The organism is Oligoflexus sp. (assembly GCF_035712445.1).
In the GTDB taxonomy this organism is placed as follows: domain Bacteria; phylum Bdellovibrionota_B; class Oligoflexia; order Oligoflexales; family Oligoflexaceae; genus Oligoflexus.
Genome location: NZ_DASTAT010000145.1, coordinates 113,648 through 128,917 on the forward strand (window position 1 = coordinate 113,648; position 15,270 = coordinate 128,917).

Annotated in this window: 10 protein-coding genes; 6 read left to right on the forward strand and 4 right to left on the reverse strand. The window is 55.9% G+C overall.

Going from position 1 to position 15,270, the window contains the following annotated elements:
- Nucleotides 1-4: 4 nt before the first annotated feature.
- Nucleotides 5-751 carry a hypothetical protein gene (locus VFO10_RS31100; RefSeq protein WP_325145936.1) on the reverse strand — a complete coding sequence of 249 codons (747 nt, stop codon included), beginning with the start codon at nucleotides 749-751 and terminating at the stop codon, nucleotides 5-7.
- Nucleotides 752-1,087: 336 nt separating this feature from the next.
- On the opposite strand from VFO10_RS31100, the gene VFO10_RS31105 reads away from it, so the two are divergent.
- Together VFO10_RS31105 and VFO10_RS31110 are read left to right on the forward strand one after the other, a co-directional pair.
- Nucleotides 1,088-1,789, forward strand: a complete 702-nt coding sequence (locus tag VFO10_RS31105) for a hypothetical protein (protein WP_325145937.1) — start codon at nucleotides 1,088-1,090, stop codon at nucleotides 1,787-1,789.
- A gap of 243 nt (nucleotides 1,790-2,032) precedes the next feature.
- On the forward strand, nucleotides 2,033-6,619 hold the full coding sequence (locus tag VFO10_RS31110) for a DUF1566 domain-containing protein (protein ID WP_325145938.1): 4,587 nt from the start codon (nucleotides 2,033-2,035) through the stop codon (nucleotides 6,617-6,619).
- On the opposite strand, the gene VFO10_RS31115 is transcribed toward VFO10_RS31110, so the two are convergent.
- Nucleotides 6,620-8,344, reverse strand: a complete 1,725-nt coding sequence (locus tag VFO10_RS31115; protein ID WP_325145939.1) for a hypothetical protein — start codon at nucleotides 8,342-8,344, stop codon at nucleotides 6,620-6,622.
- Nucleotides 8,345-8,459: 115 nt separating this feature from the next.
- Here VFO10_RS31115 and VFO10_RS31120 point away from each other — a divergent pair, with 115 nt between their 5' ends.
- The 3 genes from VFO10_RS31120 to VFO10_RS31130 are packed head-to-tail and all read left to right on the forward strand — an operon-like array spanning nucleotide 8,460 to nucleotide 12,651.
- Nucleotides 8,460-10,325: a PP2C family protein-serine/threonine phosphatase gene (locus VFO10_RS31120; protein ID WP_325145940.1), complete on the forward strand. Its 1,866-nt coding sequence runs from the start codon at nucleotides 8,460-8,462 to the stop codon at nucleotides 10,323-10,325.
- Nucleotides 10,326-10,339: 14 nt separating this feature from the next.
- Nucleotides 10,340-11,830, forward strand: a complete 1,491-nt coding sequence (locus tag VFO10_RS31125) for a hypothetical protein (RefSeq protein WP_325145941.1) — start codon at nucleotides 10,340-10,342, stop codon at nucleotides 11,828-11,830.
- Nucleotides 11,824-12,651 carry a hypothetical protein gene (locus tag VFO10_RS31130; RefSeq protein WP_325145942.1) on the forward strand — a complete coding sequence of 276 codons (828 nt, stop codon included), beginning with the start codon at nucleotides 11,824-11,826 and terminating at the stop codon, nucleotides 12,649-12,651. Before VFO10_RS31125 ends, VFO10_RS31130 begins: the two co-directional genes overlap by 7 nt.
- On the opposite strand, the gene VFO10_RS31135 is transcribed toward VFO10_RS31130, so the two are convergent.
- Nucleotides 12,648-13,172 (reverse strand): SRPBCC family protein, encoded by a 525-nt coding sequence (locus VFO10_RS31135; RefSeq protein ID WP_325145943.1) that lies wholly within the window; start codon nucleotides 13,170-13,172, stop codon nucleotides 12,648-12,650. The genes VFO10_RS31130 and VFO10_RS31135 overlap by 4 nt on opposite strands.
- On the reverse strand, nucleotides 13,165-14,322 hold the full coding sequence (locus VFO10_RS31140; protein ID WP_325145944.1) for an FAD-dependent monooxygenase: 1,158 nt from the start codon (nucleotides 14,320-14,322) through the stop codon (nucleotides 13,165-13,167). The genes VFO10_RS31135 and VFO10_RS31140 overlap by 8 nt, the downstream gene beginning before the upstream one ends.
- Nucleotides 14,323-14,465: 143 nt before the next feature.
- Here VFO10_RS31140 and map point away from each other — a divergent pair, with 143 nt between their 5' ends.
- Complete coding sequence (gene map, locus VFO10_RS31145) at nucleotides 14,466-15,221, forward strand: type I methionyl aminopeptidase (RefSeq protein ID WP_325145945.1); 756 nt, start codon at nucleotides 14,466-14,468, stop codon at nucleotides 15,219-15,221.
- The last annotated feature ends 49 nt before the right edge of the window (nucleotides 15,222-15,270 follow it).

The following is a 15,270-nucleotide window of genomic DNA, read 5'->3' on the forward strand; positions in this document are numbered from 1 at the left end:
GCGATCAAGCGCCCTGAACGTCTTCAACAGAACCGAGTTTGCCTTTCAGCTCATCGAGTTCGGCATGCAGCGCGTCAAGGGAAGCCTTCAGCATCTCACGCATCTTTTCTTTTTCAGCCTGAACCACCGTCTGGCAGGCATTCAATTCCTTTTCGATTTCCTTGCCCATGCTTTCCGCATCCAAATCATCAGCAGGGCCGGCATCCGCGGAACGCCCAGCGCCTTCTTTCAGTGCAGCAGCTTCCGCTTCAGGTTTGCCGGCATCGTCGCTCCTGGAGCAGGCTTCTTTGATATTGGCGCGAGCGTCTTCCTGGGCGGTGCGAATGTCTTCCAATGTGCTCTGGATCGCAGCTTTGATCTTCTGGCCCATGGCCTCCAGACCGGCTTTCTTTTCCTCGGCGCTGACTTCGCCGTCCTTGTCCTTATCCAGTGCGGCTTTCATTTCAGCGCGCAATTTTTCTTTCATTTCCTTCCACTCGGCTTTCAGAGCGGCTTTTTCTTCTTCGCTCAGTTTGCCGTCGCCATCCTTATCAGCTTTGGCCAGAAGCTCCTTACGAACTTCCGCCACGGGCATGACTTCAGCGCCATAGATTTCTTTTTGAAGGTCAGCCGACAGACCCAGGTAGGCACTCTCGATATCAGCAGGTGCTTCCTCGGCGGCTGTTGTGGATGATGTCCGGTTACAGGCTGCGCCTAGCATAAGAGTGACAGCGAGAGCCGCATGAGTGAGATGGTTGAGTTGAACTTTCATTATTTGGTCCCTCCAGAATTTTTTGCGTCGCGTAGAAAATTTATCGGTATTCAAATTCGCCAATAAAACTTTTCTGCAGATGGGTTTGAAAACCAAGGTTTGCGACTCGTCATTTCTTTCGTTGCCCACGGATCACACGGCACGAGCGGCAGAAATCTTGAGAGGCTTTCTGCCTGGCCTCTTTTTTGGCCAAATTCTGTGTATGAAAAAAGCCCAATTAATTCCACTCAACTCACTGTAATCACTGTTTTTATAAGATTTATTTCAATTTTGATGCAGCTCTACCGATACGTTTTTTGTGTGTACGACATCACGAGCCAATTTAGAGGGGACTTTATGATCCGCACGAACAGCCAGACCTGGATGCATTTCTCGATCGCTTGCTTTGTAGCCTTTGCTCTGACGATGTCCGGCTGTGGAACGGATGATATGAACCTTCGCTCCCTCGGACTTGGCAAAAAGAGCAGCCGGGCAGGAGTTGATGCAGCAGCACTGGCTGGCAATGGCGCTCCGTCCGGCAAGCATTTCAGCTTGAATCTGATCGGCGTTCCCAAGAACAAGACAGCAACGATCACCAGCGGTAACCGCATTTTCCTTCCTCTGGAAGGTACGGCGAAGGTCAACCTGAGCCAGGGTGATTTCATGGTTCTTGACGCCAACGGCACCGATGGTGTGGCCGCTTTCCGATTGCCAGCGCCGGATGCGGATGGTGATGGCGTGACGTCATACTCGGTTTATGCTCGCGCTCTGGGCAAACCCAATGGCTCGATCAAAGCCAATACCTGTGCCACCGACGTGGTCTCGGGTGAGCTTGTCTGCAGCCTGGAAACCCTGGTGCAGATTCGTACCAAGGGCAAGAGCAGTTTCTCGAATGTGTCGCGCGAGCTGCTCTCGATTTCCGCTGACATCGATGGTGATGGCACCGTGGAACGCGTTCCTTTGTTTGACTCGCGACTTCAGGACTATTTCTGGGGCTTCGACAACCAGGGTTTGAAACTCCTGCAGCTTCGCTTTGTGGAAGTTCCGACCGCTTTCTAAGAAAAGATCAGGGATCCTAGGAACTTCGACTTGCGAAGTTGGGATCTCCACCCAAAACCCCTGTGTCTCTAATGAATTAAAAGTATTTGAGAAAACACCCTCATTTAAGATTCAAGGCAAAACTCTCGAAAAGGAATTGCGACATTTTGTTTGAAACTTTGAATCTTACGCCCTGGCTACTTTGGGCCATTGCCCTTAGAGGAAAAGGACACCCGACTCGCAAGCCAGAGGGGGCCGTACACGATGATGAAGCTATTTGCCATTCTCACTTTCTTGACGCTCAGCGCGTGTAGCGACGGCGTCACAGTCGACGTCGTGGATCGCGCCAACACGCAAACAACCGCCTACAAACCCGGTAGCAAGGTCGTTGTCGACAATACCCGTGATTCCCAGCCAGGAGCCAAGGACTATCCCTTGGTCATGCTCGATCCTTCGGACGTGTGCCGCGGTATTGAGTATTATAATAAAGACGGCGTGCTGACTGCAGGCGAGCGGGAATGCGAAGTGAGCAGCATGAATCTCCTGCCGCAAAACATCCGAGCGGGCGTCACCATCAGTGGCATCACTGGGGTTATGGTTCCTGCGGATACCAAATGTACTCGTGATGGTGAAACCGATTGCGTGACCACAGCGGATCTTCCGGCTGTCTCTACGCAAAATCTTGCGGCCAAAGTGATGGCGGGAGAGACGGTAGCCGGTGTGCAGGGTACTGCCACCGCACAGGCGGTTCCAAATTGTACGGTGGACGGCAGCACAGCCTGCATCGCCACCGCGTCCTTTCCTGCGGCGGATGCCAGTGGACTTGCCAATAAGGTGGCAGCTGGCGTTGTCGTTGCGGGCATTACCGGTACCGCACCTGTTGAAGCCCATGCACTTTGTGCTGCCGACGGCGCGACGGCGTGCGTGGTGAGTGCCCCTTATCGCGCGGCGCTGACGACGGCATTGGGTGATAAAGTGATCGCTGGCCAGAGCGTGGCAGGCGTTTCCGGGAATGTGACTCTTCCCGCAGCGGGACTTGTTTTTGCGGGTAGTAACTATGGAATCAACGGAACAAGCGTGACTGGAACCTTGACGCTTCCTTCCGCTGCGAATGTCCGCAGCAGCAATGGGACCTTCGGTGTGAATGGTTCAAGCGTCACACCAACTCTGGCCAACTGCTCCACCGATGGAGGCGTGGGCTGTGTAGCCGTGGGTCCTAACTTTGCTGCAGCTTTAACAACGGGGCTCGCCACGAAAGTCGTTACTGGGCAAACGGTGGCGGGAATTTCCGGTTCCGCAGCGGCCGAGTCTCATAGCAATTGTAGTGCGGATGGAGCCACGGGTTGTATTGCAACGACGACTTACACGGCGGCCTTGACCACGGGTCTTGCCGTTAAAATCGTAGCAGGTAACACCGTCGCTGGCGTTGCAGGAACCACGGCGGCGGAATCGCATTTGAATTGTGCTGCTGATGGTACCACTGGCTGTGTGGCGACGGCGGCGTTTACTGCGGCGGATACTTCGGGTCTTGCGGCGAAGATTGTGTCGGGAAATACTGTTGCAGGCGTTCCTGGTTCTGCGACTGCGGAATCACACAGCTCTTGTACAACGGATGGTGGCACCGGATGCGTGGCGACGCCCGCTTATGCAGCCGCAGCCACGTCTGCACTTGCACCTAAAATTGTCTCAGGCAACACAGTTGCAGGCATATCCGGTACTGCGACTGCAGAATCACATAGCGCCTGCGCGACCGATGGCGCCATAGGCTGCGTGGCAACAGCTTCCTATGCAGCGGCGGCAACCTCGGGTCTTGCACCAAGGGTTGTATCTGGAAATACAGTAGCCGGCATTCCCGGATCCGCTACCGCAGAATCTCATAGCGCCTGTACCACAGACGGAGCAACTGCTTGCGTCGCAACCAGCACCTATGCTGCAGCTTTAACGACAGGCCTTGCTCCTAAGATTGTGACGGGTAATACCGTCGCTGGCATAGCCGGTTCCGCGATTGAAGAATCACATAGCGCTTGTACAACGGATGGTGGCACCGGATGCGTGGCGACGACCACTTATGCAGCCGCAGCCACGTCTGCACTTGCACCCAAAATTGTTTCAGGCAACACAGTTGCAGGCATATCCGGTACTGCGACTGCAGAATCACATAGCGCCTGCGCGACCGACGGCGCCATAGGTTGCGTGGCAACCACCACATACAAAGCCGCCTTGACCACTGGGCTTGCTCCCAAGATCGTCACTGGCAATACGGTCGCTGGCGTCGCAGGAACAACAAGCGCCGAGTCTCATAACAACTGTTTAACGGACGGCGCCATAGGTTGTGTTGCGACCGCTTCGTACACCGCTGCATCTACATCAGGTTTGGCGGCAAAAATCGTAGCCGGCAACACAGTCGCTGGCATCGCTGGCACCACGGATGCAGAGTCACACAGCAGCTGTGCTGCAGATGGTTCGACAGGCTGCGTAGCGACTGCGACTTATACAGCAGCCTTAACCACAAGCCTTGCCGCAAAGGTTGTCACGGGTCAAACCGTGGCAGGCATCGCCGGTTCTGCGATCGCCGAATCTCACAGCAACTGCGGAGCCGACGGCGCAACAGGTTGCGTCGCCACAGCGTCTTACACAGCCGCTGCAACCTCGGGCCTTGCGAGCAAAGTCCTATCCGGTCAAACCGTAGCCGGCACTGCCGGTAATATCACACTTCCCTCTGCAAGCCTTGTTTATACAGGCACAAGCTACGGCATCGGCGGCAACGGCAGCACAGGAACACTCACCATACCAGCCGCCGCTCAGGTTCGTACCTCTGCCGGTGCCTATGGTATCGGTGGCAATGCCATCACACCCTCTCTTGCCGATTGTGCCGCCGATGGTGCTGCAGGCTGTGTGGCTGTTGGTCCTTTGATGGCCGCGGCTGTGACCACAGGCCTTGCTACAAAAGTCGTCACAGGTCAAACCGTGGCGGGTATCGCAGGTTCGGCCATCGCGGAAGCCCATAGCGACTGTTCCGCCGACGGCGCGACCGGCTGTGTCGCGACCTCGTCCTATACAGCCGCTGCAACGAGTGGCCTCGCACCGAAAATTGTCAGCGGCAATACCGTGGCTGGTATCCTCGGTTCTGCAACAGCAGAATCGCATACGAACTGCGCCGCGGATGGAGCCACCGGCTGTGTGGCTACGAACACTTACACAGCAGCTCTGACGACAGGCCTCGCTGCAAAAATCGTCACCGGAAATACAGTCGCTGGCGTGGCCGGTTCAACCGCTTCGGAATCGCACAGCGATTGTTCCGCCGATGGCGCAACAGGCTGCGTAGCCACCAGCTCCTTCACTGCAGCCGCCACCAGCGGCCTCGCCCCTAAAATTGTCAGCGGCAATACGGTGGCCGGTATCCCCGGTTCCGCCACTGCAGAATCTCACAGCAACTGTGCAGCCGATGGTGCCACGGGTTGTATCGCGACCGTTTCGTATCGCGCCGCGAATGTCACCGGCCTCGCCAGCAAAGTTTTAACAGGCCAAACTGTAGCGGGAGCTGCAGGTAACGTGACCCTTCCCACAGTCGGCAACGTCCTGAGCGGCACAACGTTCGGCGTAAGCGGCACAGGCAGCACAGGGACCTTGACTCTCCCCACGGCAGCCAACGTTCGCGTCAGCAACGGAACCTTCGGTATCAGCGGCACAGGCAGCACACCGTCTCTGGCTGATTGTTCGGCGAATAACGTCAGCGGCTGCGTGACCACCGCAACCTATAAATCAGCGGACTTCACCAACATCACAGCAGCCAATATTAAAGCCGGCGTGGTCGCAGGCGGTGTCACCGGAGACTATCCTTCGAGCACCTACCCTCTGTCGGGTAATACAGCGACCGCGGACCTCACAGCCGCAACCTTTGACGCCAAAGTCAAATCATCGGCGGCGTTTGAATGGTTCGATTCCACAGGCTCCCTGCAAACAGGTGCAGGCGACACGGACATTGCGGCCGGAAACATCATCGATACAGTCACCATCTTCGGCACCACAGGCACGATTGCCAGCTGCGGCGCCGATGGCCTGACAGGATGTGTGACGACCAGCCGCTATAAATCGGTGGATACAGCCAGTCTCACGGCCTGGGACCTTCGTTACGGAAAGTCTGCGGGTGGCCTGACTGGTCAGATCCGAACGACCTGTCAGAACCGGATTACAAACAGCATCTATAACTTTGATGGTACCGTCACAGCATCTGGTTCCACAGCTGGTACCAGCAATGACTGGTGGGATACTGTTGATAACTGGAACAATAACTCCACGTCTCTGCCCCAGGGTAACATCAGCGGCTTCGGCGCGGAAAGTGTCTGCGACGCGGCCACGGTCTGGTCGGACGTTACAGCCGACGGAACCTGTAACGCGCCCGGCGATGACTGCGTCTTCTACGATCGCATTACCCAGCTTTACTGGTCGGAAACAAACCCAACAACGGGTGCCGCTCCCACGGCGACAGCTTCGACCTGGCCGAATGCTGTGGCGAAATGCAACAACCTGACCTTCGGTGGTTTCACAGACTGGCGCTTGCCCACCGAGCATGACCTTCAAACATCCGCTATGCATGGTATTCGGGACCTTTGGTATAAGGGCGGGACAGCTGGCACCGCATCCAATAACGACGACTTCGCGCCGGATGTCGACTACACGATGTTCTGGGCTTCGACCTCGGCCTCGGCGGATACAACCAACGCCTGGTCTGTATTCCTAACCGATGGTACAAGCTCAACCTATGGTGCGAAGTCAGGCTCAACGACCAAACTGGGTACAGCGAACTTTGATCCGAGTTATCCCAACTCCGTGATCTGCGTACGTCCCTGATCAGTCTTTATTGTAAATGATGGTAACGGGAAGGCTCATAAAATAAGGATCGAAGTTTCGGATGAACGCACGGGCCGCCGAGTGCGTTTTGAAGAGGTTTCGGTCCATTTTCAAAAGACTCATGCGCCGCACATAATAAAGATCCCCGGACCGACTCCCTTCCTTGTTCAGATCGAAGGATCCTTTGCCGCCCAGGAAGGCCTGCGGTGATCCTCGATAAACAAGATCGGGACGCAGGCGCTTGATCAGACTCTTGATGAATTTTTCATCCGTGCTATCGGTCGATGCCACGATGCTTTTGCCGCGAACGAATTGCACCGCTGAAAGACTCGAAACCGCCTGCAGCGGCAGCACAGCGAAGGCTTTCGCTCCTCGCAGATAACCTTCAAGTTCGGGCAGCATCATAGGTTCCCAAAGATGCAGCATCGCATCCGGCTGGGTAAGAAGCGGGGAACGGATCCATTGATCGGTCGGTTCCACAAAACGCCAGCCATCGATCTGCAGCGTCAAAGCCTGAGGTGTTTTCAGGCTCCGCAATGTGACCTGAGTCTTCAGATTCGTCACGCGCACTTCGCTCTCGTCGTCGTCCTTCCGCATCAGGCCGCTCTCGACAATCAGCTGCAGGCCCTCAAGATTTTTTTGGGGAAGAAGGCTCTGCAGTTCGCGCAAATAAAAGAACATCCCCAAAGCGCCGGGTTCGCGTTTGACAATGATGGGCTTGCCCGCACCGCGAAGGCTGATCCTGAGTATGCTCTGCCAGCGATTCGAATTGAATACGGGCTTGGGGCCGGTCAGGGGCAGCACCAAGGGAATCTCATAGGATTCTTCGATGGCATCCACACTCCAGAATGTGACCTGGGAATCCTTCAGCTTCGGCAGAACCAGCTCTTCGGGTGTCTCCTCGACCAGAGGCAAGGTTTCCGGTGCCGGCGTCTCATCCATCAGCTCCAGCTCTGCATCCGTTGTTGGTGCCGGCGTAGGCTCCGGGACTTTCACGGCTTCGACCTTCTTCACCACCGGAGGTGGTGGTGGCGGCGGAGGTGGAAGCTGGGGTTTGACTTCCATGATTGGAGCTGCCTGCGTTTCCGGAATCGACTCGTCGAGCTGTTCATCCAGATTCGGCGCGGCACTGTCATCGAGCTGCGCGAGGCTCACAGCACCCTTGGAATTTTGCACGCGGATCGTTTCCGGTTTCGAAGCTTCGGCACCGGCATTGGCCTGCAGGCGGAACTGCCCCTCAAGGCGCGAGAGATCCACGCTGTAGCGTTTGGTTTGAATCGTGATGGGCTTGGCCGCTGCCACCGTGGGCGCGGCTTTGGGACGTTTGCCTTTTTTGTCGGATGCCGAGACTTCTTCCGCGATGATACCGTCCGCCTGAACTTCGAGTCCCCCTTTGATCAGCGAGATGGTCATGCCCGGAATAATGGTCTGCGCCTGCAGTTTGATCTGCGTATCTTCAGGCAGGACGATGGTCGCCCCATTTTCCAATAAAAGTTCGGCGCGGCTCTGGGCGCCGGTGGCGATCGCATCCAGCGCCAGCAAATGGCTTCCCACCCGGGCCGAGGACCAGCTGAAGCTGCCTGCCGGTCGAATGGAAACATTGCCCTGGATGCTGGCGATATTGGCCAAAGCCCCTTCTTTTCGCTCCAGCTGATCAGGCCAGGCGATCCAGGCAATCGAAAGGCCAATGGCGAGTAACCAGAGCAGCAGCATGCGACGCGGCATGTGTAAGCCTCCCCTCCCTGTATCGGTAAGAATTGCTCCCCCTATAGGGACTCAGGATTTTCTTTCCAGTTCCGATGAAGTTGAAAGGAACATCAGGATTATTATGACTTTCGGAATGCGACAAAGCTTCGGCGCAAAAATTTTCCTCTTCACCATCGTGCTGGTTCTGATGGTGGTGGGCTCGATCACGTTTAAAAACAGCCAGGCCCTGCGGGAAAACCTGGATCGGCAGTACCAAAGCAGCCTGATTGATGGTACGCAGCTTTTAGGCGAGAAAATCTTCAGCCTTCTGACCCGCTGGGACAACCGACTGAGCTTTCTGGTCCAGGCCGTGCAGAACGCTCCGGAAAAAAATCGGTCCGATCTGATCGACGCCTTCCTGGTCAGCGAAGAAGGTGCACAAAGTCTGCAAATTTTCCGTCTTAACCAAAATAATGAGATGACCACTCTGGTGGAACGAGTGAGCCCCGAACATCAGCCCATACCTGGTGCGAACTGGAAAAAGGCCCTGGGCGGCAATGAAGTCCGCATCATGTCGCATCCTCAAATCACCGAGCAGGCCGTCATGATCCGTCGTCTTGCGATCCGCGGCACCCAGGACATGGTTCTGGTGGTCCTCGGCTTTGAACTGCGCGTTCTTCCCCTGGCGACATCCGAAGATCGCAAGGTGCAAAGTTTCCTTCTCGATGAAAGTTTCCGTGATCTGATCACGCGTAAAACCTATCGTTCGCTGGTGCTTGTGAAAAGTTTCGTCAATAAAGCCCAAAAGCTGATGCAGGGTGATCTGGGCGCCGGCTACCTGGGAGAGCTGAAAACCTCTCAGGGGACTTATTTTGTAGCTTACCATCACATTCCCGGTTATCCGCTGCAGCTCGTCACCCATCAGGACAGCTCCGCGATCGACGAGGCCATCCGTAAATTCCTCTGGGACATGGTCCGCTGGACCATCCTTTTCGTACTGATCGCCATCTTCTTCGCGTCGACGATCCTGCGAAACCTTCTGAGCAACCTGCGCGAACTCTATGCCGCCACCCAGCGTCTCGGCAGCGGTGATTTTCAGCATACGGTGAGCGTTCGTTCACAGGACGAACTGGGTCAGCTGTCGGCTGCATTTAACCTGATGACGCGAAAAATCGTCAACCTGCTCGCCGCCGAACATGAAAAAGCCCGACTCGATCAGGAACTCTCGGTTGCCCAGTCCGTGCAGAACACCTTCTTCAAGGAAAACACCTTCCGCAATCGACACCTGCTCATGACCAGCTTCTATCAGCCGGCCTCCGAATGCGGCGGCGACTGGTGGGGTCATTATCCTTTGGGATCGAATCGCGAACTGATCGTGATCGGTGACGCCACAGGCCACGGCGTGCCCGCGGCTTTGGTAACAGCCATAGCCTATGCGTCCACTCATATTCTCGCGGAGCAGATCATGGCGGGAGCCTTCCCGGCCAATGATCCGGCCGAGATCCTCCGCTCGCTCAATACCCTGCTCTATCAAACGCTGCGCGGCAAACTCTGCATGAGTTTTCTGGCTCTTCTGATCGATAGCGAAAAACGCACGCTGACCTTTTCCAATGCGGGGCACCCCTATCCCGTCCTGATTCCCGCCAATGCCAGCGACCCGCGCCTTGGCCCCAAGCCCAAAGTTCCCTATCGCTATCTTTTACAGAAGCGAAAATCCTCCTGTATTCTAGGCCTGGAAAAGGACTCGGTCTTCTATAACGAAACAGTCAACCTGGTCCCTGGTGACAAGATCATTCTTCATACCGACGGCCTTACCGAACTGGAGAATGCCGAAGGCAAACAGTGGGGCGCAAGGCCCATGAAACTCTTTCTGCAGGCGCATGCGCAGGAAGACCCCTTCACTCTTTGCAAATCGCTGATGCAGGATGCGATCAGCTTTAATAAAAATGCCAAGGTCTTCGATGATGATCTGACCCTTCTCATCATCGAGTTCAAGCAGGAAGAGATAATGGCGGCATGAGGGTACTGTGGCTCATGGCATTTCTACTTTCGCTGCCCGGCTATGCGGCCGAGGATCTTATCCCTATTGATCCGAAACTTCAAAAGGCTTACATCCGCCTGCAGGATGGCGAAAAAATCCTCGGCGGCGAAGTCAGCCAGGGTCAATGGCTGCGGCTGTGCCAGGGGCTGGGCCAGAACCTTCTGGCGAATGCGGCCTCCCCGGGTTTCCTGGCGGAATACATATGCCAGCGCGAGGTGAAGGAACCCGAAATCGCTGACTCCACGCCCTGGCGCATTTCGTTTGTGCCTCGACCCAAATTCATCGACATCACCGTGGAATTCCATAGCAAGGAAAAGTGGATACCCGTGCAGACCTTCAGCTTTCATCTGCAGGGTGAATTCCTGGAGGACATGCAGAAGGCCACGGTTCTCCGCTTTCTCGCCCGCATGATCGTGGAAAGCCTGCCGACCGGCTGGATTTATACGCATAAAAGTGGCGGAAAAACCCTCGAACTCATCATGCATCCCGATATGCCCTTCCTCCCGGAAGAACTTTTGATCTATCAGCTCAGCTATCAACCCAGCAAAAAACTCTGGGTTCCTGAAATCAAAGCCTCGCTCGCCAGAAGGCAGTCCTTTCGCAATCTGGAGCAGGGTCGCGCCGAGACCTTTGAATGGCAAAGGACCTATGGCAGGCTCATCGAGGGCGAACGCTATTGGATTCAGAACAGCAAAGGCCGCAATCAGCGGCAGGCTGAATACGAAAAGAGAATCAACGGGGAAACCCAGGGCTTTTCGCTGCTGAATCTTCTGGACCGCATGCTGTTTGAAAGCTTCAGCTCGAACTATGCCGGCCTTCGGTATGGCCGCTCTTTTGTTCAGGGGGAATCGGTGATCACGGAGACCGCCCTCATCTCCGCCCTTCTCGAAATTCGCAGTGGTCCGCTTTCGGGTCTGCGTTTCTATTATGATCTGACGCCTCGTGTCGAAAAAGAACGCTTTGGCCTGACCGAACACTTCGAGATGAGCCGCACATCGCTGGGCTGGGCCTGGGAAATCATTCCGCCCGAATCCTTGCAGGGCCTTATTTCGCGGATCGACCTGCAGCCGAAATTCGGGATCCTCAGTTTTGAATCGAAGCTGGCCGTCCAGGATAATCTGGGTGACTATCAGCTGACCAGTTTCGAAGCGCGGCGGGTCTTGAATCTGAACGCGGAGCTTGGCATTGAAAAGGAATCCCTCGGCTGGCGCACCCGACTCTGGGGATCCTACAGTTCAGCCCAGGCCAGTCTCGTCAAGTCCAATGGCGTATCGGTGACCAGTGCCCGTATCGGTTTTGATGTTTATATGGACCTTATGAAAGAGGAAAATTGGGAACTGAAGGCCCTCGCCTTTGGTTTTGGCGAAAGGCTTCTTCTGCAGCGGGATACCAAAGCCATCAGCGAGAGCAACAGTGATCTTGCGATTCGTCAGTTCGGCTTTAATCTCCTCTTTCTCGGCGGAGGTGTGACAGTCTCATGGTAAAACACCTTATCGCCTCCTTCGCCCTCTGTTTCAGCCTCACCGCCTCGGCGGATGATATTCCCGATCCCATGGCCTGGTGGCAGGATCTCAGCGATTCCGCCTGGCAGGATCAGCCCACTTTGATTCGGCATCTGACTATCCGCTCCAGTACAGCAGCCAAAGCCAAACGCTGGGACCGGACCATGCAGGAATTTTCTGAACTGGGTTTCATGCAGTACGTGCCGAGTGAAACGGCAGATTTCATCAAACGACTCAACCCGGTCGAGGATATCAGCGATCTGCCCCCAGAGGCTTTACTGGACCCTGCTCTGCTTCAGCTCATCCTTTTGGATCGCGGCAGCAAGGTCACGATCCAGGGCAGCCACAAAAGGACTTTTAAAACGCTTGCCACCTGGCCTATCACGGCCGCTGACCGAAAGACGGCTCCGAGCGTATTGAATTGGCTGTCGCGTAACCTGGGTTATGATGCGGTGGTGATTGATGCGCGGGATGGATTGATTCTGGCGGGACTTCTGAAAAGCACCAGCGAACTCGGTCAGGGCCTGCTCGTCAAGGACAGCTCCAAAAGGTGGCTGATCAAGGAATCGAACACGCGCGGGGAAGCCCTTCTGCAGATGCTGAAAACCAGCGGTTCCCTCGCGGTCTTTGAAGTCCTTCTGGCCAAGGGTGAAACGCTCGCGGTGAACAAAGGATCGAAGATACTCCTGGGACAAAATAATAACTGGATGAAGCTGCTGCAGCCTGCACCCAAAGCCGCTGCAAGGCCCAAGGCTTTGACGCCTGATCCCGAGCCCGCGGCTGCCACGCAATCAACCCCTTAAAGGGGCTTCACTTCCACTTTCGCCTTCAGTCGCGCCAGTCCTGTTTCAAAATTACCGCCGACCACACCATCCATGATCAATCCCATATAGCGCTGAAAATAAGAGAGATCCTGCTGAAGCTGCCAGACGACTTCCGTGTCCCCATTATCCAGCGCATTCACGATCCAGGCACTGTGGGCCTGCGAGGGGAAGGGTTTTTCGAAGGTCAGCAGCACATCCACGCGCGCATTCTCCTGCAGATCCTTCATCACCATTTTCCCGCGGCCGATCTTCTCGCCTTCCCAGGCATAAATGGAACCGAGGCCTTGCCCTTCCACGCGTGAAGTGGACTCAGGATCATTGGCGCTGAAAGGATCCCAACTGCGATACTGATGAAAGTCCGCGAGCACCGCATAGACCGCCGCGGGTGGACTCTGAATGGTGATGCGTCTCTCCATTTCCACCGCATGCGGCAAAACATTGGGAAAAGCGAGGATCGCAAAGGCCACGGCGACCAGGACCAGACCAATTTTCTTAAGCATGGGCATCCCCTTCCAAACCTACGGCAGGCGTGTAGATACGATTCAAACCAGACTTCCGAATAGCTGCAGGTGTATGTTTGACTGCAAAATCACGCAGGCTTTGCTGCCATGCGCTTTTCAGATGACACACCGATTGAAACGACCAGGATTGCTGCACGATCCAAAGAGCTTTTTTGCGCCTGACATCCCGGTAAGCTGCCAAAGCCGACGGTTCAGGTCCCGCTTTTTGCAGCGCCAAACCCAAGGCCCAAGCATCTTCCAAAGCCTGAGCCGCACCCTGCCCCAGATTCGGAGTCGTGGCATGGGCGGCATCGCCCAGCAAGGCCACGCGTCCTTCGACCCAATGATCGGTCGGCTTGATATCCCCGATATCCGTGTGAATAATCCGCTCGGGCGGCGTGCGGGCGATGATCGGCGATTCATCGGGAAAGTGTTTCATCAGCTCCAGCGCATGCGTCCTCCGTTCCGAAGGCGTTTTGGTTTCATGAGCCGGGGCATCGAAGGTGAGGTACCAGTAAATATCCTCGCTATTGATCTGTGAATAGCCGAGGCGGCACCCCGGTCCCCAAATTTCCGCGCCCATGTGCGGATCCTTTAAAAAACCGGGTGCGGACACGATACCGCGATAGCTGCTGGTCCCCGAGTAACGATGCGTGACCGGCGGAAACAGAAGCGAGCGCACCTGGGAACGAAGTCCATCCGCTCCGATTAATAATTTGCAGTCGAGCGTTTCGCCATTCGCCAGCGTGACCCGAACCCCATCCCTGTCCTGCGTGATGCCCTGAATCGTCACTGCGAAACGAATGCCCGCCTCAGTGAAACCCTGCGCCAAACCTTTTTGCAGCTGCGCCCGATGCATGGCCACAAGTCCGTCCGGTTTCGCATCCATGCGCGTCAGCTCACCACTTCGCGTGGATCGCAGCTGCACCTGATTCAGGGTCCAGCCGCGCGGGGCCAGCTCATGCCACAGATCAAGAGCCCGCAGCGCAGCCTGGGCATTCGGCGCCAATTGCAGTCCGGCCCCGACTTCATTCAGGCCGGGACTGCGCTCCAGAACCAGGGTTTTAAGTCCGCTCTTACGCATAAACCGGGCCGCGCTGAGCCCTCCGATGCCCCCGCCGATGATGATAAGATCCCAGTCCTGACCCATGCACCTGCCTTTTTATCATCTAAAAATACCAGTGTATCCTGAAGCTTGGCCCTCCGTCACCCTTTGAGATGCAGGCCCTCCCAAAATCAGTTATGATCAGCGGCGTGAATTCGAACCTGTGCGCAAAAGAGGACGGCAAAAGCATGACCATCGAAACCATGGAAGAATTGGAAGGTTTGAAACGCATCGGCAAGATCGTTGCCAATTGCCTGCAGCATATGGCTCGCAGTATGGAGCCGGGCATGACCACGCGCGAACTGGACAGCATCGGTCGCGATTTCCTCGCGGCTCATGGCGCGCGTTCGGCTCCGCAGCTTCTCTATAAATTCCCGGGCAGCACCTGCATTTCGGTGAACCATGAAATCGCGCACGGCATTCCAGGCGATCGCGTCCTGGAGGCCCGCGACCTTGTGAATATTGATGTATCGGCCGAGCTGGATGGGCTGTTCGCGGATACCGGCGGTAGTTTCATGATACCCCCGGAAACCAAGACCAAGCGTCAGCTGTGTGATGCGACTCGCGAAGCTCTGCAGGAAGCCATGAAGGTCGCCCGCGCGGGTCAACCGATTCGGGCCATCGGCGCCGCTGTCGAAGCCACCGCCAAACGTCGGCGTCTCACCATCATTCGCAACCTCGGCAGTCATGGTGTGGGCCGCGCCCTGCATGAAGAGCCGGAATTCATCGCGCCCTTTCACGATCCGAAAGACAAAAGGCTTTTGAAAGAAAACATGGTGATCACCATCGAACCCTTTCTGTCCAACGGCGCGCATCTCGCCGAGGATGGCAAGGACGGCTGGACGCTCCTGACCGATCCTCGTTTCGTGACCGCACAATTCGAACATACCATGGTGATTACCAAGGGTTCGCCGATTATCGTGACGGTTCCCGACGCGGTGTAAGCTCCGGTGATTCCCGGCCCGGTCTTTGCAAAGTCGGTGTTTGGCAATG